Raw genomic sequence first — 24,943 nt, forward strand, 5'->3', positions numbered from 1 at the left:
GAAGCTGGCGGGGCAGGCGTTTGGCGTCAATAGGAGTCGGCCACGCCTGTGCGTGTTTAGCCCGCCACTACGGCCGGCGATCGGGCTGTATGGCTAGTCGGACGGCGCCCGTCGGCAAGCACCGACAATGCGGCCAAGGATAGCAAGGTGCAGATCAGAATCAGACGGATGGCCACGGCGGTCTCCTCGGCTTGCCTGCCCATCAAGCGGCGCCGTGGATGAACCGGAGCTGAAGGGGTCTTAGGCGGTTGGGCTGTCCAGCACGGCCCCGGCCAAGGCGAGGAACCCCGCAAGATCGATCACCTCGGCGCGGGCGTCGGGGCTGATACCAGCGCGCTCGCACAGCGCCGCGCCACCCAGCGCCTTCAGGCTGGAGCGGAGCATCTTGCGCCTCTGGCCGAAGGCGGCGGCGGTCACACGTTCCAGGGCCGCCACGACTTCGGCCAGCGGTGGATCGGCCTTGGGGACGAGTCGCACGACGGCCGAGGCCACCTTCGGCGGCGGCGTGAAGGCCTTGGCGGGGAGGTCCATGACGGTTCGGGCTTCGCAAAGTGTCTGGGCGATCACCGCCAGGCGTCCATAGGCGTCGTCATCGGGCTGCGCCACGATGCGATCAGCGACTTCCTTCTGGAACATCAGGGTCATCGACAAGGGGCGGAACGGCCCCGTGAGCCAGTTGATCAGCAACTGGGTGCCGACATTGTAAGGCAGGTTCGACACCACGTGCGCCGGTCCGCCTGCAGCCAGCGCCGCATCAACTTTCAGGGCGTCGCCTTCGACAAGCTGAAGACGCCCGTCGGCCACGTCGGCGACCTCGGCCAGGAGCGGCAGGAAGCGGCTGTCCTTCTCGATCGCGACCACCCTCGCGCCGGTTTCGAGCAGGGCGCGCGTCAGGCCGCCGGGGCCAGGACCAACCTCGACCACGGTATCGCCCTCGTTGACCTGAGCCAGTCGCGCGATCTTGCGCGTAACGTTGAGGTCCAGCAGGAAGTGCTGGCCGAAGCTCTTGCGCGCCATCAGGTCGTGGCGTTCGAGGGCCTCGCGCAAGGGCGGCAGATCGGCCAGGCTCATGGTCTTCACGTCTCTCAGGCGCCGCGACGGGCGGCGATATCGGCCGCCAGCCTGATGGCGGCGATCAGGCTATCGGGACGCGCGATCCCGCGTCCAGCGATGTCGAAGCCGGTGCCGTGATCGGGCGAGGTCCGAACGATCGGCAGCCCCAGCGTGATGTTCACGCCGCCCCAGAAGTCCAGCATCTTCACAGGGATCAGGGCCTGGTCATGATACATGCAGAGCACGCCGTCGAAGCGCGCGCGCGCTTCGGGATGGAACAGGGTGTCGGCCGGCGCCGGGCCGTAGGCGTCGACTCCCAAGTCGACCAAGGCGCGCACGGCGGGGCCGATGACCTCGATCTCCTCGCGGCCCAGGGCCCCGCTTTCGCCGGCGTGCGGATTGAGCGCGGCGACGGCCAGACGCGGCTTGGCGACGCCAAAGTCGCGGCGAAGCGCCTGGGCGGTGACGAGACCGCTGTTAACGATGCTCTGCAGGCTCAGAGCCGCTGGAACCTGGCTCAGAGCGGTGTGGATCGTGACAAGCGTCGCCCGCAGGTCGCCCGCCGCCAGCATCATCACGGGCCCACGCGCGCCGTCCATGCTGGCTGCCGCCGTCAGCTCGGCCAGGAACTCGGTATGACCGGGAAAGGCGAAGCCGGCTTCGTAGAGCGGAGCCTTGGCGATCGGCGCCGTGACGAGGCCGCTGACCGCGCCGGACAGAGCCAAGCCGACCCCGGTTTCGATCCAGCGGATGATCTGAGGCGCGTGGGCGGGGGAGGGGCGTCCGGAAACGACCGGCGACAGCAGGGGGATGTCAAGGACGGGCAAGGCGTCCGCGAACACCCCCGGAGCGTCCTGGGGGCCTGTCACGGCGCGCACCTTCACCTCTCCGCCGGCGGAGCCGAGAAGCTGAGCGTCGCCGATGACCACGAAGGCGGGGCCTTCGTGGCGGAGCGCCCGCCAGGCCTTGGCGATGATCTCCGCGCCGACGCCGGCCGGATCGCCGGCGCTGATGGCGAGCGGTCGTTGCGTCACCGGGTTTCGATGGTCGCCTGGTTGCGCAGATCGCGTAGATAGCGCTTGGCGATCAGGGCCAGTTGCTGGCCGCGCAGGCGGTTCTCGATCTGGTCATGGGTCGGAGCGTTGGCGCCGCCCTGACGCTTGCCGCAGACGGCGATCAGATGGAAACCGGCGTCCGTGCGGATCGGGTCGGAGACTTGGCCGACCTCAAGCTTGTTGGCCGCTTCCTGGAACGCCGGGGCGAGATCGGTAATTTCGGCTTCGCCAAGGTCGCCGGCCACAAGGCCGTCGATCTTGGCGGCCGTGGCTTCCAGCGTCTGGCAGCTGGTGATCTTGGGCTTGAGGTCCGCAAGCGTCTTGGTCGCGGCGTCGATTTGGGCCTGGCTCGCGTCGGCCGCCAGCGGCGCGGCCACCTGCTTGAGATCGACGATCGCCGTCTTGGAGCCGGCCCGCTTGTCCCGCAGGTAGATGATATAGACGCCGTCCCGGACCTGGATCGGTCGCGAGAGCTGGCCGGGGCGCAGCTGCTCAAGGGCGGCGTCGACTTCGGGGGGCATCTCGCCCTGGCTGACCCAGCCGACCTCGCCGCCGTTGGCGGCGGTGGCCGAACCCGAGAACTGGCGGGCGACGGCCGCGAATGGCGCGCCTTGCTGCATCTGGGTGATCAACTGGGCGGCGCCGTTCTGGGCCACTTCCATCCCGCCGACGCGGGCCGCGTCGAGGAAGACTTCGCTGATCTGGTACTGCGGCTTGGCGGCGGCGTCGGCCAGACGGCGCTGGTAGGCCTTGATCTGGTCTTCGCCGATCCGAAGACGCGAACCGTAGCGACCCTGGATCCAGGACTGCCAGCTGGACTCGGCGCGCAACTGCGCGCGCCAGGTCTCAAGGCCGATCCCCTGCGCGACCAACTGCTGCTTCAGTTGGTCAGCGCTGACCCGGTTGGCCTGGGCGATTTCGCCGATCTGCTCCTCGACCTCCTTGTCGGTCGAAATGATGGTGATCTTCTGCTGCTTCTCGACGCGCTTGAGCTCTTGCATCTGCAGGCGCTCGTCGATCAGGGAGCGCAGGGCCTCCTGTTCGATCTGCGGCAGGTTTTCCTGAGTCGGTTGCATGCCGGAGGTCGCCATCAGCAGGCGCATCCGTTGCATCAGGTCGTAGCTGGAGATGATGTCGTCGTTGACGACCGCCGCCACGCTTTCGGACAACGGCTGTGGGCCAGCCGGCCGCTCCGCCGGCGGCGCGGCGACCTGGGGGGGCTGGGCCATCGCGGCCGAGCCGAGGCTCGCCACGGTCAGGGCCAGAATGGACGCGGCCCCGGCCGCGAAAGTCGTCACGCTACGCGCAGACCGCATGGATAGTGTCGTTCCTCTAGGCCCAGCCGCTCCGTTCGGAGCGCGGTCGATTATTACGATTTCGGAGTCGGCGGTCGCCCTACCGGCGTTTCCTTTCGGCCGTCGCCCCCGATAGACGCGCCTGTCTGGCCTGCGGGCCCGCCCGCACGCCCCCCAGACGTGGTCAGTTACTTGCTGCTGTACCCTGTATCACCCAATGTGGCGAGCGTTAGGCGGAAGACGATCGTTCGATCGGGCTGCAGCCGCAGGCCGCTGGCCGTCGAGGCGTAACGGTCTTCCTGTTGGTAGATGACATCGATCCGAATGCAGTCGTCCTGGTAGGCCAAGCCGAGGTCGCGGCGACGCCAGACATCCTGCACCATGTCGCGCTGGCCAAAGGCGGTCAGCGAGAAGCGTTGCGTCAGTTTCAGCTCGCCACGCGCTTCGAAGTTCTCTTGGCGATTGCCGTTGGCGTCCAGTTCGTCCTTCAGGTAGCGGACCGACCCGCTGCCGCGCTTGGTGAAGGCGTCGACCCCCGTCTCGATGCGGTGAATCTCTTGCGTCTTGGAGTCGAGGCGCGTGCGGACGAACGCGTTGATCCCGCGAACCGGAGTGACGGTCGCCGCCACGATCCAGTCGGACGACTTGCTCTGCAGACCGGTGCGGGTCGGCAGAAGCGGATCGAACTCGGACCGGAAGCTGCGGCCGACCAGAATGCTGCCGCCGCGGCCATCCGGTCGCGCAAAGGTCGCGCGGCCGCCGACGTTCAGGCGCTGGCCGCCTTCATAGAGGTCGAAGCCCGGCGACTTGTTAGCCTGGAACAGGTTGGTTTCGTCAAACTCCAGCGTGGCGCTGTCTTCATTGTAGAGGTAGCGCCGGGTTCCATCTCGCGCCACGACGACCGGCACGCGCGAGCTGTCCGAGCCCACCGCCACCTGGGCTAGAGGTTCGAGCACCACGCTGCCGCCCTTCGCCAGCGGCTTGTAGAAGGGCAGGCTGAAGTCCACGCCGCCGACGCCAAGCGCCCGCGTGTAGGTTTCCTTGGTGTCGTCGCCCAGCGCCCGCGCGGCGGGCGTGACATAGGTCTTGATCGCATAGGCGTCGCCGCGCGCTTGCGCGAACGGCGAGACCTTCAGGCCGGGCCCCACGATGGTGCTGCTGCGCCAGTCGGCCTTGACGCTGGCCCGGCTGGAGTCAACGCCGTTCTGGCCCTTGTAGGCGCCCAGGAAGTAAGGCGCTTCGCCGAACTGGGACTCCGAGCGGTTGAGCATCACGCCGGAGCCTTGCAGGCGCAGGCGTCCGCCCAGAACCGGACTTTGCGGCTCCCACCGGGCCTCGACCAACGGCCCGATCAGCGGGAACGCGCCGCTGTTTTCGAAGGCGTTCGCCGCGTTCGTGGCGGCGTTGATGCCGACGACGCGCAGGCCTTGCACGGAGACCGCCGACACCGACAGCCATGAGCGCTGCGCCTGGCGGGTGGCGTAGAGTTGCGAGACCAGACGATGGTCGTCGCTCGTGAACAGCCCGCGCTGCTGATAGACGTCGTTGACCTTGTACTTGTCGAACAGCAGGGCGTCCGAAACACGCTCGGCCGAGAAGCCCCACTTCCAGTGCCGGTCGATGTCGAACTTGCCGCTGGCGAGGATGTAGCTGCGGAGCGTTTCTTCGCCGAAGCGGTCGCCCTTGATGTCGAATTCCTTGTCGTACGTGAAGCCGCCACGCGCCTCGAGCATCCCGGAATAGAAGCGCTTGCGATAGTTCACGTTCAGGAACGGATTGACGTGACTGTTGATCTGCGGCGCGACGATGACGTCCGACGACGGCGAGATCACGTAATAGTAGGGCTGATTATACGAGACGCCGCGGCCCTTGGAGAAGTCGAGCTTGGGCGCCAGGAAGCCCGAGCTGCGCTTGGCCTGCGGATCAGGGTGCCAGAACAGCGGCAGGTAGAGCACCGGCGCGCCCCACATCCGGATCACCGCATTCTTGTAGTAGATGAGCTGCTTGGGCTTATCCTGCACGATCTTGTCGGCCGAGACCGACCAAGTCGGCGTCGGCTTTTCGGCGCAGACTTCACAGGGGGTGTAGATCGCCCTGTTCAGCTCCTGAATGTTCTCGTTGCGACGCACGGCGCTCGCCGCAGCGATCTTCATGTTCTGCTCGAGCCTGGCCGAGAAGTTGCGGGCGAAGCCCGCCTTCATGTCGCGGTCCAGCTCAAGATGGTCGGCGAACTCCGCAGTGCCGTCCGGATTGATCAGCTGCACGTGCCCATCAGCCGTGATCGCGCCGGTCTTGCTGTTGTAGACCACTTTGTCGGCGCGCAGCGTGCGGCCTTGGTACCGCGCTTCCACCGAGCCCTCGGCGGTCATGATCTGGTTCTGGTCGTCCCGGATCAGCAGGTCGGATTCAAGGTAGTAACCGTCATCGCCCAGGCCGTCGGCCGGGGGCGCCTTCACAAGCGGCGCTTGCGGGATGGTCGCGAGACTTTGTTGGTCCTGTGCGTGGGCCGCGCCCGCGCAGGCCAGCGCCAGCCACGCCGCGCCGGTCATCAGCAGCGCGCGGCACACGGACGGGACGCTGGAACGCGTTTCAGACATGGACGACCCTGGAAACAATGACTCACCCATCTTCCGTATAGCAAAGCAAAGTGAAGCCCACCAAAAGCGCGACGGTCGGCGGGGTCCAGGCGGCGATGAACGGGGCCAGAACGTCGGCCTTGCCCAATGTGCTGCACAGCTCGTTGAAGAAAAAGAACCCAAAGCCCAGCGCGACGCCTGAGCCGGCCAGCATGGCCAGGCCGCCCAGGCGCATCAGGCGCAGCGAGAAGGCGGCCGCCAGCACCGACATGGCCGCGAACAGAAGCGGCGTGGCCATGTCCTGTTGCAGGCGCAGCTTGAAGGGCGCGGCCGAGAAGCCTGCGTCCTCGGTTCGCTTGATCGTGGCCGGAAGCCGCCAAAGCGCCACCGCCTGAGGCGAGTTGAAACGTTCCGACGCGGTGCGGTCGTCCAGGTTCGACGGGATGGACAGGCTGTCCGAGCGAATGGCGCCGGCCCCCGGCGTCGCCTCGCGCACGCCGCTCAGGCGCCAGAAGCCGGGCTCCAGCCGCGCCTCGTTGGCCTCGATCCGGCGCGTGAAGTCCATGACGCCCTTGGCGTTCAGCGTGTAGACGAACAGCGACACCCCGCGAAGGCGCACTGAGCCGTCGATGACGTCACGGGCGCGGGCGCGGATGACGATCTGAGTCTTGTCGTCGCCCTGACGAAGCCACGTGCCCTTCGGCGTCTCTTTCAGGTAGCCGTTCATGGTGCGGTCGCGCTCGGTCTCGAACTTGGCGGTCATCGCCGTGGTGAGCGGGTTCAGCAGCGTGATGGTCAGAAGGCCGATGACGAACGACGCGGCGGCGGCGGGCATGATGAAGCGCCATGCCGAGATGCCAGCCGCCCGCATCGCGATCAGTTCGCTGCGTCGGTTCAGTTCGACAAACGCCCACATGGTGCCGAACAGAAAGACGAACGGCGCCAGGACCAGGATCGTCGCCGGGGCCTGGAGGAGGGTGAGGTAGAGCAGGCGCAGGAAGCTCGCGTCGGCCCGGGTGCCGACATTCCGCGCGATGTCGACGAAGGCGATCAGCATCACCATCGCGCCCAGGACCGCCAGGGCGGCGACCAGCGCGCCCATCGTGCGCCTCAGCACGTACCGCTCCACCATGCCCATCGTCAGCATCAGGCGGCTCCCGTCAGGGCGGGGATAGCCTTGGAAGGCGTGGCCTTGGAGCGCGAGCTGATCTTCTGGCGGAAGATCTGCGACATGCTCCACCACACAGCGGCCATGGGCACCAGGTACTGCAGCACGTTAAGCCACGGATCGTCCTCGCAGGCGGCCTGCACGCCGAACCCGACGATGCGGACGATGGCGGCGGCCGCGCCGACGGCGGCGATGCGCTTGCCATAGCCCATGCGGCTGAACGATCCGCCCAGCACCGCCGCCAGAGCCATGCTCATCAGGGCGATGTTGTAGAGCGGGCCGGCGAAGCGCGAATGGCCCTCGGCCAGCAGCTTGTCCTTGTTGCGCTGCTCCCACTCCTGGGTCAGGTCCGGGAAGAACAGCTCGTGGGGATATCGGTCAGCGATCTTGTAGTGCAGCAGCTCGTCGCTGTTGAACAGGCTGGACAGGTCGAAGGTGTACTCGTCGAACGAGGTGTATTGCAGCACGCCCTCGCGGGAGAACTGCTGGTTGCTGCCGTGCCGCATGATCAGCACCGGCTCACCCTTTCGGGTGGCGATCTCGGCCTCGCGCGACGAATAGGTCGTCGCCGCGCCGTTGGGCAGATCCTGATGGATGAATAGGTTCTGGATCTTGTTGTCGCGATCGATCGACTGGGCATAGACGGTCAGACCGGGGCCAGGTTCGGTGAACTGTCCGGGCTGGACCAGGGTCGAAGCGACATCGGTCTTGATCTGGAAGGCCGTCTCGCGGATCTGACGCGCGCTCCACGGCTGCAGCCAGAGGCCTGAAATCAGCGAAATCAGGGCCGCGATCATGGCAAGGCGGATGGCCGGCGAGATCACGCTCCAGCGGCTCATGCCGCCCGCGAAGCAGACCACGATCTCCTGCTCGGTATGCAGGCGATTCAGGGCCACCAGCGCCGCCACGAACAGCGCCAGCGGCATCATGATGCCCAGCAGTTGAGGCAGGGCCAGCAGGATTATCTTCAGGAACACCATCGCGCTTTGGCGCTGCTCCACCAGCACGTCGAATTCCGACAGGCTGCGCGCCAGCAGGGCGAGCGCCACCAGGGCCGCGGTCGCCAGAAGCGTCGGGCCGAGCAACTGCCGGAAGAGATAGCGTTCTATGAGGCGCATGAAGACGGGGTCGGGGCGGATGGATTCGTGGGACGAACCCCGAAGATGCGCCGTTCTACACGGCGCCCTTACGCCAGCACAACCGGGGACCTGACTTGAGTGTTTCGACTGGAGCCGAACGGAGCCTTTTCTAAGGCGCGGCATTGGACTATGCCGCCTTGAAGAGAAAAGCCGGCGCACGGTCTGTCGCGCGGCTTCGGTCGCCCAAGATACAGGAGCGCGGCATGCGTATCGAGTTCGTCCCCGTCGACACCCAGGCCGGCGCCACCGCCGCGCTCGCGGTCCTGGCCCACGAAGGCGCGGCCCTGTCGCCGGAAGCCCGCGCGGCCAACGAGGCCACGGGCGGCGCGCTCGCTCGCGCCATCGCCGGCGGACGCTTCACCGGCGCCAAGGGCCAGACGCTGGACATCGTCGCGCCGCACGGTCTGGAGGCCGCGCGCGTGGTGCTGGTCGGCGTGGATGGTTCGGGCGCGGTCGAGCCGGAAGCCGTCGAACTGGCCGCCGCCTCGGCCTTTCACGCGGTCAAGACCTCGGGCGTTGTCGAACTGGTGCTAAAGCTGGGCGCGGACGCCGAGAGCGCCGCCCGCGCCGCGTTCGGAGCCCGCCTGGCCGCCTATCGATTCGACAAATACCGTACGACCGAAAAGGCCGAGAAAAAGCCCTCGGTTCAGGTCATCAAGATCGCCGCCGCCGACCCGATCAAGGCGCAGAAGGCCTACGAGCCGCTGGCGGCCCTGGCCGACGCCATCGTCTTTAGCCGTGACCTCGTCTCCGAGCCGGCCAACATCCTGCATCCCGAGGAATTCGCCGCCCGCGCCAAGGGCCTGGAGAGCCTCGGTCTCGAAGTCGAGATCCTGGGCGAGGCCGAGATGGCCAAGCTGGGCATGGGCAGCCTGCTGGGCGTGGGTCAAGGCAGTGTCCGTGAAAGCCAGCTTGTCATCATGAAGTGGATGGGCGCGGCCGATAAATCCGCCCAGCCGATCGCCTTCGTGGGCAAGGGCGTGTGCTTCGACACCGGCGGTATCTCGATCAAGCCGGCCGACGGCATGGAAGACATGAAGTGGGACATGGGCGGCGCAGCCGCCGTGGCTGGCGTCATGCACGCCCTGGCCGGCCGCAAGGCCAAGGTCAACGCCATCGGCGTGCTGGGCCTCGTCGAGAACATGCCCGACGGCAACGCCCAGCGTCCTGGGGACGTGGTCACCTCGATGTCCGGCCAGACCATCGAGGTCATCAACACCGACGCCGAAGGCCGCCTCGTGCTGGCCGACGCCCTTTGGTACACGCAGGAGCGTTTCAAGCCGCAGTTCATGATCGACTTGGCCACCCTGACCGGCGCGATTATCATCTCTCTGGGTCATGACTACGCTGGTTTGTTCAGCAATAACGATGGCTTGTCGGAAAAACTTCTCAGCGCGGGCAAGGCCGAGCGCGAGACCTTGTGGCGCCTGCCGCTACCGGCCGCCTACGAGAAGCAGATCGAAAGCCCGATCGCCGACATGAAGAATATCGGCGGTCGCCCTGCGGGTTCGATCACGGCGGGTCTGTTCCTGCAGCGCTTCGTCAATAACGTGCCGTGGGCGCACCTCGATATCGCGTCGGTGGCCTGGAAAAAGCCGTCGGCCGACCCGACCGTGCCCGACGGCGCGGTGGGCTTTGGCGTCCGTCTGCTCAATCGCCTCGTCGCCGACGCCTACGAAGGCTGAGCGTGACGGCCGCGCCCTGCGAGGTCTGGTTCTACCACCTGGAGCGTTCGCCGCTCGAGGCGGTGCTGCCCGAGCTTCTGGAAAAGACGCTCGGCAGGGGCTGGAAGGCGCTGGTGCGCGGCGGTGACCCGCGGCGGATCGAGGCGCTGGATCAGCACCTGTGGACCTTTCGCGAGGACAGCTTCCTGCCGCACGGCCTTGCTAGCGAGCCGATGGCCGAGCGCCAACCGGTGCTGCTGACAACCGCCGAGGGGAACCCCAACAGCGGCGATGCGCTGTTTCTCATCGACGGGGCCGAACCTGGAGATCTTTCAGGGGTTTCGCGCTGTATCCTGTTGTTCGATGGCCGTGATGAACGGGCCTTGGCGCAGGCGCGGGGCCGTTGGTCGATGTTCAAGAAGGCCGGTCATCCGGTGTCCTACTGGCGTCAAGGCGCCGAGCGCGGTTGGGAGAAGCAGGCATGAAGCGGTTCGCGTCCGTGTTGGTCCTGGGTCTGGTCTTGGCCTCGTGCTCCAGCGCGCCGGAGCCCGCGCCGCCTCCGCCGCCCACGACACCGACGGCTCCGCCCGCCATCGCTCTGCCGGCGCCCCCGCCGCGTAGCGAACCCAGGGACGAGTGCGGCCTGAAGGACGCTCAGCGTTTCGTCGGCCAGCCGCGCACCAGCCTCCCGGCGCCGGTTGACCCGTCGCGCTGGCGCGTGGCCTGCACGACCTGTCCGGTGACCATGGACTACCGCGCCGACCGTCTGAATATCCTGTTCAACGCCGACACTGGCATCGTCCAGCAAGTGAAGTGCGGCTGAAGATAGAGGCTGAAGACATCGGCTGAAGACCTAGGCGGCTAAGCTTTTGTGGCGTGTCTGCAAAGCGCATGAAATAACGGAATCAGCCCTTTCAAAGGCTGATGCAAAAGCATGGTTGTCAAACCGACGTCAGAGACAGGATCACGGGGTGATCTGGGCGGAGCGGCCTTGGCCGGTCTGGTCGCTGCGGTCGGTTTTGCCTTTCTGGCCTATCTGTGCGTCGAGGTGCCGCGCGCCTACGACCATGTGACGCCGATCTGGCTGTCAAACGGATTTCTCGCCGCTTTTCTGCTGTCGTCGCCGTCACGCCGCTGGTCGGCGATCATCCTGGGTGGGATCGTCGGCGCGCTGGCCGCCGGCGCGCACGCCGGCGACAGCCCCATGGTCAATGTGATCCTGGTGACCATGAACGTCTCGCAGGCGGTTCTGGCGGCTTTCCTGGTTCGCAAAGCCGTTGGCGAGGCGATCGACTTGGGACGCCCGCGCCACATGTTGGCCTTCGTCCTGTTGGCGGGAGGATTGGCGCCGCTCGTCACCGGCCCCATCGCGGCCTTAATCCATACCGCCCTGCGGGGTGGGGCGTTGCTGCACAACGTCATCGCCTGGGCGCTGAACGACATCCTGGGCATGCTGTGCATCGGCCCTGCGATTTTGGTGTTCCTCAAGGCTCGGCGCTACCTCCAGGAAAAGCCGCTGACCCGGGACGGCGTGTTTTCGATTCTGGCCTGTTGCGCGATGACGCTGATCGTCTTCGCCCAGACCCGTTACCCGCTGCTGTTCCTGGTGCCGCCGATGATGCTGATCGCCGCCTGGCGCCAGGAGGTGTTCGGCGCGGCGCTCTGCTCGGTGTTAGTGGCCGCGATCGCTTTGGTGCTGACGCTCGCGGGGCGGGGGCCGATCAACCTCATCAACGGCGGCGCCTATGATCAGTCGTCGGTGCTGCAGTTCTTCCTGGCGGTTTCGACTTTCGTCAGTCTGCCGGCAGCGGCGCTCCAGCGGCAACGCCGCGATATCGTGGCCAAGCTGATCACGGCGCGCGCCGAAGCCGAGTTGAGCGAGGCGCGATACCGTCTCCTCGCCGAAAATGCTCTCGATATCATCGCCCATAGCGACCTTGAGGGCCGGATGACCTACATGTCGCCGGCGACGCGCACGATCCTTGGATACGACGCCAAGGAGCTGCTGGGATGGGCCTATATGAAGGTGCTCCATCGGGAAGATGCTCCACGGATTGCTGATCTCGTGAGGGCTCAGCGCGAGGCCAGCGGCCGCGGCGAGGTGATGAGTATCACCGTCGAATACCGTGCTTTCCGCAAGGACGGCGCGATGATCTGGCTGGAGTCGCGCCCGACCCTGGCCTGTGATGCGCGGACAGGCCAACCTGTCGGGGTCACCGACATCATCCGCGATATTACCGCGCGCAAGACGCTTGAGATGGAGCTGCGGGCCGCGCGCGCAGAGGCCGAGACCGCCGCCGCCGTAAAGGGCGAGTTCCTGGCCAATATGAGCCATGAACTGCGAACGCCGCTGACGGCGGTTATCGGGTTCGCCAATCTCTTGTCCGAGGAGCCCGACCTAGGCGCGCGATCAAGGCGTTATGTCGACCGTATCGCCACCGGCGGTCAGACCCTGCTGACGACGATCAACGACATCCTGGACTTCTCGCGGCTGGAACAGGGGCGTATCGCCCTTCAGCCGCGCCCGATCGCTGTTGTGGATCTAGTCGCTGATGTTCTGGAGATCCTGACGCCGTCCGCACAGGAAAAGCAGCTGACGCTGCGGTCCGCGGGCGCCGACGCCATTCCTGAGCGCGTGATCCTTGATCCCGAGCGGGTTCGCCAGGTGCTGCTGAACCTCGTCGGCAACGCGGTGAAATTCACCGAGGTCGGCGAGGTGGTGCTGGAGGCGGCCTACGACAATGAGAAGGGCCGCTTGCGCATGAGCGTGATCGACACCGGCCCAGGGGTTGTTGAGGCCGATCAGGCCCTGATCTTCACCCGCTTCGCCCAGATCGACGCGGCCCTTAATCGCAAGCATGGCGGCGCCGGCCTGGGCCTAGCCATCTCCCGCGGGCTGGTGGAGCTGATGGGCGGCGAGATCGGCGTGGCGAGCAGCCCAGGACAGGGCGCGCGCTTCTGGTTCGAAATCCCAGCGCCGATCGCGTCGACGCACGCCTCAGCAGACGATGACGACGTCCCCGATTTTCCGATCCCGCCGTCGGGGCTTCGCGTGCTTGTCGTCGACGACAACGCTGGTAACCGCGAACTGGTCCGTTCGGTGCTCGAAGCCGTCGGCGTCGAGGTGGCCGAAGCTGTCGACGGCGAAGACGGTGTCGCCGCCGCAGGCGCGGCGTCCTATGACGCCATCTTGATGGATTTGCGAATGCCACGCCTGGACGGGGTGGCGGCGGCGCTGCGGATCCGCGCCGAGCGCGGCCCCTGCGCCAAAGCGCCGATCATCGCCTTTTCGGCTGACGTGCGTGCTGGGCCCTTGGACCCCGTATTCGATGGCGCCACGCCTAAACCGCTGACCGTGATGTCGCTGCTCTCGACGCTGGTCCAGGCCTTGGAGCCCCCCAAGCCGGTAACGGCCTGAGACGGTTGGCCGGGCTCGGGAGGCCTGGACCTTACGCGGTCGTCCGGAGTTGGTGACTTCATGGCAAGGAGGCATCGTCATAGCGACGGGAGTGACCGAGATGCGACACCTACTGATAAGCGCTCTGGCGATGGTGGCCCTGATGGCGCCGGCGATGTCATCGGCCCAGTCGTCGCGATCCGCTGGCGTCGCCGACGACGCTATCCCGGGTTCGCCCGCAAGGGGGGCGGCCTTCGCGTCCAAGCAATGCGCCAGTTGCCATGCGATCACCGCCGATGGCGTCAGCCCGCGTTCCGACGCTCCGCCCTTCGGAGAGGTCGCCAAAAAGTACGCTGACTATCGGCTGGATTGGGAACTGGAGGCGATCGCGTCTGTCGGCCACTACGCCATGCCGCCCAAGGCGATGACGGCGATACAGATCGCCGATGTCACCGCCTATCTTCGCACACTGTACGACAAGCCGCGCGACGACTCCCGTCGCTGATAGGGCGCGCCGTCAGCGCTTGCCCACGCCCGGAAACTGCGCGACGCCGTCTTCGAAGACGCCAAGATAGCCGAGCTCGCCGAGCAGGGGCGTCAGGTCCTCGACCAGATCGCCCGACTTCGGCAGGTGGACCGGGCGGTCCTTCTGATCGTGCAGGCGATACACCGTCCACATCTTGCCGCGCGGCGCCGGCGCGCCGGGCTGAATGAACTTGTGCTCCCAGCCGACCAGAGCCGGCGAGCGGCCGACTTCAACGTCGAAGGGGCGGTCGCGGAAGGCCAGGTCCATCTCGATCCGCAGGGCCTCGCCGATCCGGGTGTTCACCCACTCGGCGAACGCCTCCAGCACGACGTGCGACGACAGCCCCTCGGGGTTGGCGACGACATGGTTGCGGGGGTGACCTGTGCTCATAGGCCGCACCATGCGCTTCCAGACGTTCTGGAAGCGCTAAACGACATGGTTTAACGGCCGTTCACCTGAGGCGGCTCAGCCCTCGGCTTCAGCCAGTTCCTCCGCCAGGGTCATCCAGGCCTCTTCGGCCTCGCTCAGCTTGGCCTGAGCGTTGTCCCGACGTTTGGTCAGCTCGGCGACCTTGCCTGGGTTCTTGATGTAGAGGTCCGGGTCGCCAAGCTGGGCCTCCAGTTCGGCGAGGTCCCGGGTGCGGCGGTTCATCACCTGCTCGGCGGCCTCGACCTTGCGACGTAAAGGCTCGATTGCGACCTTCTTCGGCGCGGGCGAAGGGGGGGCGGCGGCCTTGACGTTCTCGCGCGCGACCTGGGTGGGCTTTACGGCCTGCTTGGCGCGTTCCAGCACGAACTTGGCGTAGTCGTCCATGTCGCCGTCAAACGGCTTGATCGTACCGTCGGCCGCCAGCCAAAGCCGGTCGGCGACCAGCTCCATAAGCGAGCGGTCGTGGGTGATCAGGATCACCGCGCCCATATAGTCGTTCAGCGCGTCCAGCAGGGCCCGGCGGCTGTCGATGTCGAGGTGGTTGGTCGGTTCATCGAGGATCAGCAGGTGGGGCGCGTCCATCGCCACTAGGTTCAGCAGCAGGCGGGCCCGTTCGCCGCCCGACAGCGCCTCCACCCGGGTCTCCTGCTTCTCGAACGGCAGACCAAACTGGGCGAGGCGTGAGCGACGCGAGGCCTCCGTGGCCTCCGGCATGGCGCGGCGAATGATCTCCAGCGCCGTGTCGTTGGGATCCATCGCCTCGATCTGGTGCTGGTGGAACCAGCCGACCTTCATCTTCTTGTCGCGGTGGAACTCGCCGCTCTGCACGTCAAGCGCGCCGGCGATCAGCTTGGCGAAGGTCGACTTGCCCGCACCGTTGACGCCCAAGAGGCCGATGCGGTCGTCCAGGTCCATCCGCAGGCCCAGACGCTTGAGGATCGGCCGACCTTCCTCGTAACCTACATTGGCTTTCTCCAGCCGGATCAGCGGCGGCGGCAACGGCTTTTCGGGCGAGGGCAGGGTGAAGGGGGCGACGCGCTCCTCAAGGGTCACCGACACCGGCTCCATCTTGGCCAGACGCTTCATTCGCGACTGAGCCTGAGCGGCCTTGGAAGCCTTGGCCTTGAAGCGGTCGATGAACGACTGCAGGTGGGCGCGCTCGGCGTCCTGCTTGGCCTTAGTGGCCATCTGCAGACGGGCTTTCTCGGCGCGGCGCTTCTCGAAATCGTCGTAGCCGCCCGTGTAGAGCTCCAGCTTGGCGTTGGCCATGTGCAGGATGTGGGTGCAGCTGTTGTTCAAGAGCTCACGGTCGTGGCTGATGATCAGCGCGGTATGCGGATACTTGACCAGCCGCGCTTCCAGCCATAGCGCGCCTTCCAGGTCCAGATAGTTGGTCGGTTCGTCGAGCAGCAGCATGTCGGGTTCGGCGAACAGCGCCGCCGCCAGCGCCACCCGCATCCGCCAGCCGCCGGAAAACTCGCTCATGGGGCGGGCGAGGTCCTCCTGGCTGAAGCCCAGACCCACCAGGATTTCGGAGGCGCGGGACGGGGCGGCGTCGGAGTCGATCTCGATCAGCCGAGCCCAGATTTCGCCCATCTCTTCGGGGTTGGCTGTCTCCAGGCGGGTCAGCAGGCTGTGACGCTCCTCGTCGGCCTCCAGGACGGTGTCGAGCAGCGATACGGGCGTGGCCGGGTGTTCCTGGTCCACCGAGCCGATACGGGCGTTCTTGGGCAGGCTGATCTCGTCGTCGTTGGCGTGCAGATGGCCAAGGATCAGCTTGAACAGCGTCGACTTGCCCACACCATTGCGGCCCACCAGGCCGACCTTCGCGCCGGGCGGCAGGCTGACGCTGGCCTTGTCGAAGAACCGCCGGCCCCAGGCATCGAAAGTCAGGTCGTTGATCTGAAGCATTTTTGTGAAGGTTACGCGGCGGGGTTGGCGGGGGCGGGGCGCACGGCTATAAGCCCGCAACCTCCCAATTCACAACTTTTCTGTGAGATCACTACCGTGACCGAACGCACCTTCTCGATCATCAAGCCGGACGCCACCCGTCGCAACCTGACCGGCGCCATCAACGCTGTGATCGAGGCCGCCGGCCTGCGCATCGTCGCTCAGCGTCGCGTGAAGCTGACCGAAGCCCAAGCCAAGAAGTTCTACGAAGTCCACGCCGAGCGTCCGTTCTACGGCGAACTCGTGGCTCAGATGACCGCCGAGCCGGTCGTCGTCCAAGTCCTGCAAGGCGACAACGCCGTCGCGAAGTACCGCGAAGTCATGGGCGCCACCAACCCGGCCAACGCCGACGAAGGCACCATCCGCAAGCAGTTCGCCCTGTCGATCGGTGAAAACTCGGTCCACGGTTCGGACAGCCTGGAGAACGCCGGCATCGAAATCGCCCAGTTCTTCACGGAAGAAGAAATCGTCGGCTAATCGCTTGCGACTTTTCTGATGACCAGAGGCGGCCGGATCGGTGACGATCCGGCCGTTTTCTTTTGCGCGGGAGTCGGGACGTGCAGCACTACGGACGCGGCGAGGTGGCGTTGGCGGTCACGCTGTCGGGGGTGGCGGGTTATGTCGACGCGATTGGCTTCCTCAAGTTGGGCGGCTTCTTCGTCTCGTTCATGAGCGGCAACTCCACGCGCCTGGGTGTGGCGCTGGCCACCGCGCATTGGGCCGCGGCGCTGACGGTTTTCGGTCTGGTGACGGCTTTCGTTACGGGCGTGGTGCTAGGCGCGCTGACCGCGAGAGCCTTTGGAGAAGAGCGGCGTTCGCCGGTGCTGATCCTTGAGGCTACATTGCTGGCCGTCGGAGCGATCCTGCTGGCGCTGGGCCACGATCGAGCCGGTATCGCTGCGGTCGCCATGGCCATGGGCGCGGAGAACGCTGTCTTTCAACGCAACGGCGATGTGGTGGTCGGATTGACCTACATGACCGGCGCCCTGGTGAAGGCCGGGCAGCGCATCGCGGGCGCTCTGGTGGGGCGCGAACCGCGTGATTGGCTGCGTTACGTGCTTCTGTGGACGGGACTTGCGTCCGGCGGCGCTCTTGGCGCGCTGGCCTATCTGACCGTTGGCGCGGCTTCGCTTTGGGTGGCTGTGACGATGGTGCTGGGTGGCGCCTTGTGGGCCGAGCGCCGCTGGCGTTCGGTATAGGCGGCAACTCTCGTCGCGTTCAGACGCTCTCTCCTCCGGCGCAACCCGCCAAACGGAGAAGAAGACACCGATGAGCCTCACCAAAAGCAGCGACATCCTCGGCATGGACCTGACCGGCGAGGGCGGTGGCAAGCTAGGGACAGTTCGCGAGACGTTCATCGACCTTGCGTCGGGTCAGATCGGCTACGTGATCGTGGAGGCCCCAGGGCTACTGGGTGGTTCGGGCAAGTATCATCCGGTGCCCTGGGCGCTGGTCCGCTTCGATCCTGTCGCCAAGACCTTCCAGGCCGACATTAGCAAGGAGCAGTTCAAAGGCTCTCCCAGCTATGACCGGACCCAGCTTGCCAATCGGGACTATGCTTGGGACGAGCTTTCGGAGCGCTATTTTAACGCCGCCAACGCGGACGTTGACCACTAGACGGTCAAGGCGCGGGCCGCCGGACGTCGCATCATCATCCAGCCGGTCGCTACGACGATCATCACGGCGACCGCCAGGGGACCCGCGATGCCAGGGTCGAGGTTCAAACGCTGCAGGTTGCTGACCGCCAGGTAGCCCGGGGCCATCAGCGAGACGACCCAGATCGGCGCGGTCAGCGCACTGGCGATATGGAAACGCCAAGGCCGCGCGCGGCTCATGCCGGCCAGGATCGGGATCATCGGGCGAACGGGGCCCAGATACCGAGCCGCGACAATGGCGATCGCGCCATGGCGCCGGGCCAGCAGCTTGGCGCGGGCGAATAGACGGCGGCGACCAGAGAACAGCATGCGCGCGCCGTTACGGCCGCCAAGGCGGTGGCCGATCATGTAGGAGAGGGCGTCACCCACCGCCGCGCCGGCGCTGCACCACAGCACCGCCTCGACCGGATGCATGACGCCTTGGGCGACCAAGGCGCCCGCCGCGAGCATCACGCCGACGATCGGGATCAGCACGCCGACGACCAGCAGCGCTTCCAGCAGGGTCAACACGAACAGCACGCCCCCCGCCAACAGGCTGTTGTCGGCCGCGAGAGCGAAGGTCTGATTCAGGAAGGCGTCCATGCCGACAGTATCGTTACCGACTGTGACGAATCTCTGACCCAGTGTCGTAAACGCGCGTGAACCTTAGTCTTTCGCGGCGCCAAGGCCGCGACAGAAGGTCGCCAGGGTGTCGGCATACAGCCGGTGCTCCTGCGCCAGCACGCGCGCGGCCAGGGCGTCGGCGTCGTCGTCGGGCAGGATCGGTACGCGAGCCTGACCTAGGATCGGGCCCTCGTCGACGCCTGCCGTGACCAGATGGACCGTGCAACCGGCCTCGACCTCGCCGCCTGCTAGCGCGCGGGCGTGGGTGTCCAGACCCGGATAGGCGGGCAGCAGGGAGGGGTGGATGTTCAGCATCCGGCCTTCCCAGGCGTCGACCAGGAACGGCGTCAGGATCCGCATGTAGCCGGCCAGGGCGATCACTTCGACCCCGCGCGCACGCAGGGCCGCATCAATGGCGCGCTCGTGCGCCTCGCGGTCCTTGCCGAACGGCTTCTGGTCGACGCAGAGCGCCTCGACCCCGGCTGCGGCGGCGATCTCCAGGCCCTTGGCGTCCGGCTTGTTGGCCAGGACGAGGGTGATCTCGAACGGGCAGCCGGGCGCCTGGGCGGCGCGGACCAGGGCTTCCATGTTGGAGCCCCGACCCGAAATCAGGACGGCGACCTTAGTCCTGGGGCCCATCAGGCCTTGACCAGCTGGCCGCAGATGAAGGCGTCCTCGCCGGCGTTCAGCAGGGCCGCCAACACAGGCTCGGCGTCGGCTTGCGCCACGATGATGATGAAGCCCACGCCGCAATTGAACGTGCGGCGCATCTCGTGCTCGGTGATCCCGCCGGTCTTGGCCAGCCAGTCGAACACGGGTGGCATGGCCCAGCTGTTCCAGTCGAACTCGGCGGCGAGGCCCTCGGCGATGGCGCGCGGCGGGTTCTCGATCAGGCCTCCGCCGGTGATGTGGGCGCCGCCCTTGACGCGGCCCGACTTCAGCAGCGGCAACAGCGACTTCACATAGATGCGGGTCGGCGCCATCAGGGCTTCGGCGAGGGTCTTGCCGGCCTCAAAGGGGCAAGGCGCGTCCCAGGCCAGGCCCGAACGCTCAACCACGCGCCGCACCAGCGAATAGCCGTTCGAGTGCGGACCCGAAGACCCCAGACCAATGATGATGTCGCCGGCGCGCTGTTGGTCCAGCTTCGGCAGGACCGCGTCACGATTGACCGCACCGACCGAGAAGCCGGCCAGGTCGTACTCCCCGTCGGCGTACATGCCCGGCATTTCGGCGGTCTCGCCGCCCACCAGGGCGGAGCCGGAGATCTTGCAGCCCTCGGCGATGCCGGCGACGACGCTCTTGGCCGTCTCGACGTCGAGCTTGCCGGTGGCGAAGTAGTCGAGGAACATCAGCGGCTCAGCGCCCTGGGCCAGCAGGTCGTTGACGCACATGGCCACCAGGTCGATGCCCACCGTGGCGTGCATGCCGGTGTCGATGGCGATCCGCAGCTTGGTGCCGACGCCATCGGTGGTCGTGACCAGCAGCGGATCATCGTAGCCGGCGGCCTTCAGGTCGAACAAGGCGCCAAAGCCCCCGAGGCTGGCTTCCGCGCCCGGACGACGGGTCGCCTTGGCCAGCGGCTTGATGGCGTCCACCAGGGCGTTGCCCGCATCGATGTCGACACCCGCCTGGGCGTAGGTGAGGCCGTTGGGCAGATCGCTCATTCGCTCGCTCTGGTCTGTCGGACGGCGATGACGCCGACCGCACTCGCGGAAAATTTGCCTCCCAGCCACGCTTGGCGCGTCTTGACGCTTGCAGACTCGGGGGTGCGCGAGGCTATTAGCAGCGGATGAAGCCGATCACCACCACCGCCGAGTTGGCGGCGTTCTGTAATAGCCTTGCGGGCGAGCCTTTCGTCGCCGTGGACACTGAGTTCATGCGCGAGACGACCTATTGGCCGATGCTGTGCTTGATTCAGGTCGCGTCTCCCACGCATGAAGCCGTCATCGACCCGTTGGCCGACGGCATCGATCTGGAACCGCTGCTGGCCGTGATGCGTGACGAGCGCATCCTGAAGGTCTTCCACGCAGCGCGTCAGGACGTCGAAATCTTCAACAACCTCAAGGCGATGCCCAAACCGCTGTTCGACACGCAGGTGGCGGGCATGGCGGCCGGCTTCGGCGAGCAGATCGCTTATGACGCCCTGGTGCGGCAGATGCTGCGGATCGAGATCGACAAGTCGAGCCGCTTCACCGACTGGGCGCGGCGTCCGCTGACCGACGCGCAGCTGAGCTACGCCCTGGCCGATGTGACCCACCTGGCCAAGCTGTTCCCGATCCTGCGCGAGCGTCTGGAGACCTCCGGTCGCCTGGCGTGGGTGGAGGAGGAGATGACCGCCATCTCCGATCCCGCCGCCTATGACGTGGACCCGGAAAAGGCCTGGCGTCGCCTTCGCCCGCGCAAGACGCAGGCCAAGTATCTCGCGGTGTTCAAGGCCGTCGCCGCCTGGCGCGAGCGCACTGCCCAGAACCGCGACCAGCCGCGCGGCCGAATCCTGAAGGACGAGGCCATCGACGAACTGGCCACCCAGGCGCCGACCAGCCTGGAGGCGCTGAACAACCTGCGCGGCGTGCCAAAGGGTTTCGGCGGCAGCAAGTTCGGTCCGGATCTTCTGGCCGCCATCAAGGCCGCCTTGGCCGATCCTGAGGGTTATGCGCCCGTCGTCGACAAGCCTGGTCCTCCGCCCCCGCAGAACGCCGGCGCCGTGGTCGAGCTTCTGAAGGTGCTGCTCAAGGCTCGCGCCGAAGAGGCCGGCGTGGCGTCCAAGCTGATCGCCACGGTGTCGGACCTCGAAAAGATCGCCGCCGACGACAACGCCGCGACGCCTGCCCTGACCGGTTGGCGGCGCGAGGCCTTCGGCTCCGACGCCTTGAAGATCAAGCGGGGCGAACTGGCGCTGGTGCTGGATGGCGCGCGCGTGCGCGTGGTCGAGGTGCGTCGCGCCCCCAAGGGCGAATAGTTCTCCCCAGATTGCGCCGTTGGGCCTGGTTGGGCCGGGCGCCGAGTCTGCCTAGAAGAGGTCGGGTCGTCGGCGTTCAGCGCCGCGATCCGACCTCTTTTTCGTTTCATGAGTAGACGCGTGTTGGATACCGGCGAGCAGAGCGACTGGGAGCGGCGGCGGCGCTTGAAGTGGCTGGCCTTCGGCGGGGCTGGTCTGGTTCTGGCCGGTCTGGCGACCTTCCCGTTTCTCAAGGACGCCGCGCCGAAGATCCTTCCGGCGCCATTGTCCCAGGCCGTTGCGCCGATCCCGGAGCGCCCAGCGGACTGGCATGGCCGGATCGACTACCGCGCGATCGATGCTCGCCTCAGAGCGATGATGACTGATCGTTCGATGCAGGGGCTGGCGGTCGCGATCGTCGAGGACGGGCGGCTCGCCTTCGTTCACGGCTATGGCTACACCGCCGCCGACAACGCCCAGCGCGTGGATGCGCGGACGGTGTTTCGCTGGGCGTCTCTGTCGAAGACAATCGCGGGGACACTGACGGCCCGGTTGGCCGCCGACGGCGCGCTGTCGTTGCAAGACCCGCTGTCGGTCTTCAACACAAGCCTGCGCCTGCCTGGCGACGCCCAGGTCGGGCTGACTCTGGAGCAACTGCTCTCCCAGCGCACCGGCCTTGGTCGCAACGCCTATGACGGACGACTGGAAGACGGCGAAGACCCGACGGTCATCCGGGGTTCGTTCGCGACGCTGAAGCCTGTGTGTCCGCCCGCGACCTGCCACACCTATCAGAACATCGCCTACGACACGATTTCGGAGGTGATCCGCGCGCGCACGGGCCTAGACTATGGCGAAGCGGTCAAGCGCCGCTTGTTCGAGCCTCTGGGCATGAAGAGCGCGACGTTCGGGGCGGCGGGGCTGAAGGCGTCGGCCAATTGGGCCCATCCGTCACGCCATGGGCGAGCCTTGCCGTTCTCGGAGGCCTACTACCACGTGCCCGCAGCGGCGGGAGTGAACTCGGACATCGTGGACTTGGCGATCTGGATGCAGGCCCAGATGGGGCTGCGGGGCGACGTCCTGTCGAGGGATGTGCTGAGTGAGGTTCAGAGGTCGCGTGTCGGCACCGGGCGGCCCTATGGTCGCCTCAACATCGCGCGAGAGCTGAAGCAGCCAGGCTATGGCCTGGGGATGCGCAGTTTCACCTACAAGGGCCATGACCTTGTCGGGCATAGCGGCGGTGTGGCGGGTTATCGCTCGACCATGATGTTCGACCCGGCGACGCGGACTGGCATCGTGATGCTGTGGAACAGCGACGCCAACCTGCCATTCCGATACCAGGCCGAGTTCTTCGACCGCGTCTATGGCCAGCCGTTCACCGACTTCCTAGAGCTCGAACGGGGAGACCCGATCACGAGCGGCGCGGAACTGGCGGACTGATCCAGCTCGAGCATTGCTCCGATCTGTCTGGATTGGAGAAATGCTCTAGACGCGGTCAGAAGCTGGTGGCGTTCAGTGGGCGAACTGCGCCAGGGCGCCGCCGGCGGCAAGACCCAAGGCGCAGAAGACGCCTAGGTGGAAGACGATCCCGATCGCCACGGTGCGGCGAACCGACCAGCTGGTTTCCTGGGCGAAGACGCGGCCCAGTTCCGATTGCAGGGTGCGGGCGGCGCTGGTGACCGGCGCGTCGTGGTCATTGGCGACACGCAGTTCCAGGCGCTTGCGAGCGGCAGGAGCCGGAGCGATCGCGTCGAGATAGTCGAACTTACGCTGCAACATCACTGACCTCCACATTTGTTGTTGAGGGCAGGTTGTGCGAGGTAGGGCTAACAAATCGTGCTCTTTCCGCACGTTTCAGCCGTCTCAAAAGCTCATCTCCCCCGTAATGGGGAAATTCATCTGCAGTTAAGTATGATCTATACTTGTGTTGTAGACGGAGATTAAGCGGCGATAATCTTTGTCTTCAGGCCAAGGTGCTGAGCGGCGGTGTTGGCGCGCTTATTGGTCTGTTCACCAAGAAGTAGATCGGCAAAGCCAGGCTCGGCAGCCAGGATCAGATGGCTCTTGTCGAGGCTGAGGGTCGAGCGCGCCAGAAGGCTGGGGCTCCGGCCCGACAGATCGCACGCCAATCGGATCGTGGCGCCGAGCGCGCGGGCGCGCTTCAACTGCGCCGGGCTCAGCAGGCGCTCCAGCGTCTCGAGTTCCGGCGGATGGAAGTTGGTCGCATGGCGCGCGTGGGCGGCCGTGGCCAGGAAACACCGCTCGGCATGACCCTGACCCGCGATCGGCGCGCGCAGCACCTGTTCGAAGACGAGGTCCGCCCGATGGTCGGGGTGCAGGCGAACGCCCATGTCGGCCAGGCGGCAGGCCGCTGAGATCAAGATCGGGTCCCGGTCGCCGAACAGGGGCGGCAGGTCGGCGAAGGCGGGCGAGATCCAGGCGTCCAGCGCCGGTCCCAACTCGTCGGCGACGCCTTGACGGTGGCCCAGCGCACCGCAGCCTTCGATCAGGGGGTCCAGTCCGCGAACGCGCGGCGGCATGGCCTCGAACAGCAGGCCTTCGCGCACGCCATAGGCCGAGATCTCGATCCGCTTCAGGTGAAGCTGTTCGATCAGCGTCTCCAGGACGATCGCGGCGTAGGGCAGGGTCTCCGAGCGCTTCTTGCTCATGCCCTCGATCCGCTCCAGCGAGCTCTTGGACTGGTGGGCGACCAAGCGGGCGGCCTCGAGCGCCTCGGCGGCCGTGATCTCGTACTGATGGACGACGTGCAGCGGATAGCCCGACAAGCGCATGTGCAGCAGGGCCAGATTGCGCCAGGCCCCGCCCACGGCGTGGAAGGTCTCGGTCCGGAAGTCAGCCGCGACGGGAAGCAGCCGGTCTTGGGCCAGGCGTCGCACGCGGTCGGGGTCAAAGCCGTTGGCGGTTCCCGCCGGACCGGCCAGGCTGAACGGCCCCAGCGGCAGGGTGACGCCCCGGCCCGCGCCCGTGCTCGACAGGTGGACGAGCTCGAGGCTCGCGCCGCCCAGATCGCCCACCACGCCGGTGGCGTTCGGGGCGCCCGCCAGCACGCCCACGGCGGCGTAGTGCGCCTCTTCCTCGCCGGAGAGGACCCGGACCTTGAAGCCGGTCTCCTCGCGGACGCGGGCGATGAAGTCCGGACCGTCTTCGGCGTCGCGGGCCGCAGCGGTGGCGACGACGAACGTCTCGGCCGGTGTCACCGCTTCCAGCACGGCCCGGAAGCGCTTCAGGGCCTGCAGGGTCTGGATGACGCCTTCGGGCGACAGGCGGCCAGTCTTTGAGAGGTCGCGGCCAAGGCCGGCCAGCACCTTCTCGTTGAACACGGTCCAGATGGCGCGGCCTTCCAGTCGGTACACCACCAGGCGGACCGAGTTCGAGCCGATATCGATGACAGCCGCGTCGCGCGGGGCCTGGAAGGGCATGGGCGTCCTTTAGCCTATTCCCGGCGTCGGGAAAGCGGGACCAAGGGTCTCTGGTCGA

25 protein-coding genes are annotated in these 24,943 nt (G+C 66.5%); 10 read left to right on the top strand and 15 right to left on the bottom strand.

From position 1 onward, the window contains the following. Positions 1–56 precede the first annotated feature (56 nt). The 7 genes from CSW63_RS23775 to lptF all read right to left on the bottom strand — a co-directional run bounded on the left by CSW63_RS23775 (position 57) and on the right by lptF (position 8,265). Positions 57–176 carry a hypothetical protein gene (locus CSW63_RS23775; RefSeq protein ID WP_062099644.1) on the bottom strand — a complete coding sequence of 40 codons (120 nt, stop codon included), beginning with the start codon at positions 174–176 and terminating at the stop codon, positions 57–59. Positions 177–240: 64 nt separating this feature from the next. Continuing rightward, positions 241–1,071, bottom strand: a complete 831-nt coding sequence (gene rsmA, locus CSW63_RS11810; protein WP_062099622.1) for a 16S rRNA (adenine(1518)-N(6)/adenine(1519)-N(6))-dimethyltransferase RsmA — start codon at positions 1,069–1,071, stop codon at positions 241–243. 14 nt (positions 1,072–1,085) lie between these two features. Continuing rightward, entirely contained in the window at positions 1,086–2,087 is a 1,002-nt protein-coding gene (gene pdxA, locus CSW63_RS11815; RefSeq protein WP_062099623.1) for a 4-hydroxythreonine-4-phosphate dehydrogenase PdxA, read from the bottom strand. Beyond that, positions 2,084–3,424 carry a peptidylprolyl isomerase gene (locus CSW63_RS11820; protein WP_062099624.1) on the bottom strand — a complete coding sequence of 447 codons (1,341 nt, stop codon included), beginning with the start codon at positions 3,422–3,424 and terminating at the stop codon, positions 2,084–2,086. Before CSW63_RS11820 ends, pdxA begins: the two co-directional genes overlap by 4 nt. Positions 3,425–3,591: 167 nt before the next feature. Then, complete coding sequence (locus tag CSW63_RS11825; RefSeq protein WP_062099625.1) at positions 3,592–6,030, bottom strand: LPS-assembly protein LptD; 2,439 nt, start codon at positions 6,028–6,030, stop codon at positions 3,592–3,594. Continuing rightward, positions 6,023–7,129 carry an LPS export ABC transporter permease LptG gene (lptG, locus tag CSW63_RS11830; protein ID WP_062099645.1) on the bottom strand — a complete coding sequence of 369 codons (1,107 nt, stop codon included), beginning with the start codon at positions 7,127–7,129 and terminating at the stop codon, positions 6,023–6,025. The genes CSW63_RS11825 and lptG overlap by 8 nt, the downstream gene beginning before the upstream one ends. Next, positions 7,126–8,265: an LPS export ABC transporter permease LptF gene (lptF, locus tag CSW63_RS11835; protein WP_062099626.1), complete on the bottom strand. Its 1,140-nt coding sequence runs from the start codon at positions 8,263–8,265 to the stop codon at positions 7,126–7,128. Before lptF ends, lptG begins: the two co-directional genes overlap by 4 nt. A 224-nt stretch (positions 8,266–8,489) precedes the next feature. Here lptF and CSW63_RS11840 point away from each other — a divergent pair, with 224 nt between their 5' ends. From CSW63_RS11840 to CSW63_RS11860, 5 genes are all read left to right on the top strand, one after another. Further along, complete coding sequence (locus tag CSW63_RS11840) at positions 8,490–9,971, top strand: leucyl aminopeptidase (protein ID WP_062099627.1); 1,482 nt, start codon at positions 8,490–8,492, stop codon at positions 9,969–9,971. 2 nt (positions 9,972–9,973) lie between these two features. Next, complete coding sequence (locus CSW63_RS11845) at positions 9,974–10,435, top strand: DNA polymerase III subunit chi (RefSeq protein WP_062099628.1); 462 nt, start codon at positions 9,974–9,976, stop codon at positions 10,433–10,435. Next, positions 10,432–10,773 carry a peptidase inhibitor I78 gene (locus CSW63_RS11850; RefSeq protein WP_062099629.1) on the top strand — a complete coding sequence of 114 codons (342 nt, stop codon included), beginning with the start codon at positions 10,432–10,434 and terminating at the stop codon, positions 10,771–10,773. Before CSW63_RS11845 ends, CSW63_RS11850 begins: the two co-directional genes overlap by 4 nt. Positions 10,774–10,941: 168 nt before the next feature. Further along, the gene (locus tag CSW63_RS11855) at positions 10,942–13,368 is read left to right on the top strand and encodes an MASE1 domain-containing protein (RefSeq protein WP_168193645.1); all 2,427 of its coding nucleotides are present in this window, start codon (positions 10,942–10,944) and stop codon (positions 13,366–13,368) included. 100 nt (positions 13,369–13,468) lie between these two features. Beyond that, positions 13,469–13,852 carry a cytochrome c gene (locus CSW63_RS11860; RefSeq protein ID WP_099504006.1) on the top strand — a complete coding sequence of 128 codons (384 nt, stop codon included), beginning with the start codon at positions 13,469–13,471 and terminating at the stop codon, positions 13,850–13,852. A gap of 12 nt (positions 13,853–13,864) precedes the next feature. Here the strand turns inward: CSW63_RS11860 and CSW63_RS11865 are convergent, their stop codons facing one another. After that, positions 13,865–14,263: a hypothetical protein gene (locus CSW63_RS11865; RefSeq protein ID WP_062099631.1), complete on the bottom strand. Its 399-nt coding sequence runs from the start codon at positions 14,261–14,263 to the stop codon at positions 13,865–13,867. 75 nt (positions 14,264–14,338) lie between these two features. Continuing rightward, complete coding sequence (locus CSW63_RS11870; protein ID WP_062099632.1) at positions 14,339–16,213, bottom strand: ABC-F family ATP-binding cassette domain-containing protein; 1,875 nt, start codon at positions 16,211–16,213, stop codon at positions 14,339–14,341. 96 nt (positions 16,214–16,309) lie between these two features. Between CSW63_RS11870 and ndk the strand changes: the two genes are divergently transcribed. Then, positions 16,310–16,729 carry a nucleoside-diphosphate kinase gene (gene ndk, locus CSW63_RS11875; protein WP_062099633.1) on the top strand — a complete coding sequence of 140 codons (420 nt, stop codon included), beginning with the start codon at positions 16,310–16,312 and terminating at the stop codon, positions 16,727–16,729. Here ndk and CSW63_RS23780 read toward each other — a convergent pair. After that, complete coding sequence (locus tag CSW63_RS23780; RefSeq protein ID WP_127846967.1) at positions 16,726–16,968, bottom strand: hypothetical protein; 243 nt, start codon at positions 16,966–16,968, stop codon at positions 16,726–16,728. The genes ndk and CSW63_RS23780 overlap by 4 nt on opposite strands. Here CSW63_RS23780 and CSW63_RS11885 point away from each other — a divergent pair. Continuing rightward, complete coding sequence (locus CSW63_RS11885; RefSeq protein WP_082749762.1) at positions 16,852–17,451, top strand: YoaK family protein; 600 nt, start codon at positions 16,852–16,854, stop codon at positions 17,449–17,451. The genes CSW63_RS23780 and CSW63_RS11885 overlap by 117 nt on opposite strands. Positions 17,452–17,521: 70 nt before the next feature. Then, positions 17,522–17,869: a PRC-barrel domain-containing protein gene (locus CSW63_RS11890; protein ID WP_062099635.1), complete on the top strand. Its 348-nt coding sequence runs from the start codon at positions 17,522–17,524 to the stop codon at positions 17,867–17,869. Here CSW63_RS11890 and CSW63_RS11895 read toward each other — a convergent pair. From CSW63_RS11895 to purM, 3 genes are all read right to left on the bottom strand, one after another. Continuing rightward, the gene (locus tag CSW63_RS11895) at positions 17,866–18,489 is read right to left on the bottom strand and encodes a DedA family protein (RefSeq protein WP_062099636.1); all 624 of its coding nucleotides are present in this window, start codon (positions 18,487–18,489) and stop codon (positions 17,866–17,868) included. The two genes, CSW63_RS11890 and CSW63_RS11895, sit on opposite strands and share 4 nt — an antisense overlap. Positions 18,490–18,552: 63 nt before the next feature. Then, positions 18,553–19,149 (bottom strand): phosphoribosylglycinamide formyltransferase, encoded by a 597-nt coding sequence (purN, locus tag CSW63_RS11900; RefSeq protein WP_062099637.1) that lies wholly within the window; start codon positions 19,147–19,149, stop codon positions 18,553–18,555. Beyond that, positions 19,149–20,174: a phosphoribosylformylglycinamidine cyclo-ligase gene (gene purM, locus CSW63_RS11905; RefSeq protein ID WP_062099638.1), complete on the bottom strand. Its 1,026-nt coding sequence runs from the start codon at positions 20,172–20,174 to the stop codon at positions 19,149–19,151. The genes purN and purM overlap by 1 nt, the downstream gene beginning before the upstream one ends. 125 nt (positions 20,175–20,299) lie before the next feature. On the opposite strand from purM, the gene rnd reads away from it, so the two are divergent. Continuing rightward, positions 20,300–21,469 (top strand): ribonuclease D, encoded by a 1,170-nt coding sequence (rnd, locus tag CSW63_RS11910; protein WP_062099639.1) that lies wholly within the window; start codon positions 20,300–20,302, stop codon positions 21,467–21,469. Positions 21,470–21,589: 120 nt separating this feature from the next. Beyond that, positions 21,590–22,885, top strand: coding sequence for a serine hydrolase domain-containing protein (locus tag CSW63_RS11915; RefSeq protein WP_349290477.1), 1,296 nt, complete (start codon positions 21,590–21,592; stop codon positions 22,883–22,885). Positions 22,886–22,957: 72 nt separating this feature from the next. Here CSW63_RS11915 and CSW63_RS11920 read toward each other — a convergent pair whose 3' ends face one another. Both CSW63_RS11920 and CSW63_RS11925 read right to left on the bottom strand, forming a co-directional pair. Beyond that, positions 22,958–23,227 (bottom strand): hypothetical protein, encoded by a 270-nt coding sequence (locus tag CSW63_RS11920; protein ID WP_082749758.1) that lies wholly within the window; start codon positions 23,225–23,227, stop codon positions 22,958–22,960. Positions 23,228–23,385: 158 nt separating this feature from the next. Then, a complete protein-coding gene (locus tag CSW63_RS11925) occupies positions 23,386–24,885 on the bottom strand; it encodes a Ppx/GppA phosphatase family protein (protein WP_062099641.1) in 1,500 nt (499 codons plus the stop codon). Positions 24,886–24,943 lie beyond the last annotated feature (58 nt).

The organism is Caulobacter sp. FWC26 (assembly GCF_002742645.2).
Lineage (GTDB): Bacteria > Pseudomonadota > Alphaproteobacteria > Caulobacterales > Caulobacteraceae > Caulobacter.

Bases quoted from the DNA above. Each gene is read 5' to 3' on its own strand.
- CSW63_RS11925 (WP_062099641.1), bottom strand. From the start codon at position 24,885: ATGCCCTTCCAGGCCCCGCGCGACGCGGCTGTCATCGATATCGGCTCG.
- lptF (WP_062099626.1), bottom strand. From the start codon at position 8,265: ATGCGCCTCATAGAACGCTATCTCTTCCGGCAGTTGCTCGGCCCGACG.
- CSW63_RS11820 (WP_062099624.1), bottom strand. From the start codon at position 3,424: ATGCGGTCTGCGCGTAGCGTGACGACTTTCGCGGCCGGGGCCGCGTCC.
- CSW63_RS11825 (WP_062099625.1), bottom strand. From the start codon at position 6,030: ATGGGTGAGTCATTGTTTCCAGGGTCGTCCATGTCTGAAACGCGTTCC.
- purM (WP_062099638.1), bottom strand. From the start codon at position 20,174: ATGAGCGATCTGCCCAACGGCCTCACCTACGCCCAGGCGGGTGTCGAC.
- CSW63_RS11895 (WP_062099636.1), bottom strand. From the start codon at position 18,489: ATGGACGCCTTCCTGAATCAGACCTTCGCTCTCGCGGCCGACAACAGC.
- CSW63_RS11870 (WP_062099632.1), bottom strand. From the start codon at position 16,213: ATGCTTCAGATCAACGACCTGACTTTCGATGCCTGGGGCCGGCGGTTC.
- CSW63_RS23780 (WP_127846967.1), bottom strand. From the start codon at position 16,968: ATGCGCGGTGGCCAGCGCCACACCCAGGCGCGTGGAGTTGCCGCTCAT.
- CSW63_RS11890 (WP_062099635.1), top strand. From the start codon at position 17,522: ATGAGCCTCACCAAAAGCAGCGACATCCTCGGCATGGACCTGACCGGC.
- purN (WP_062099637.1), bottom strand. From the start codon at position 19,149: ATGGGCCCCAGGACTAAGGTCGCCGTCCTGATTTCGGGTCGGGGCTCC.
- rnd (WP_062099639.1), top strand. From the start codon at position 20,300: ATGAAGCCGATCACCACCACCGCCGAGTTGGCGGCGTTCTGTAATAGC.
- CSW63_RS11840 (WP_062099627.1), top strand. From the start codon at position 8,490: ATGCGTATCGAGTTCGTCCCCGTCGACACCCAGGCCGGCGCCACCGCC.
- rsmA (WP_062099622.1), bottom strand. From the start codon at position 1,071: ATGAGCCTGGCCGATCTGCCGCCCTTGCGCGAGGCCCTCGAACGCCAC.
- CSW63_RS11865 (WP_062099631.1), bottom strand. From the start codon at position 14,263: ATGAGCACAGGTCACCCCCGCAACCATGTCGTCGCCAACCCCGAGGGG.
- CSW63_RS11850 (WP_062099629.1), top strand. From the start codon at position 10,432: ATGAAGCGGTTCGCGTCCGTGTTGGTCCTGGGTCTGGTCTTGGCCTCG.
- CSW63_RS11860 (WP_099504006.1), top strand. From the start codon at position 13,469: ATGCGACACCTACTGATAAGCGCTCTGGCGATGGTGGCCCTGATGGCG.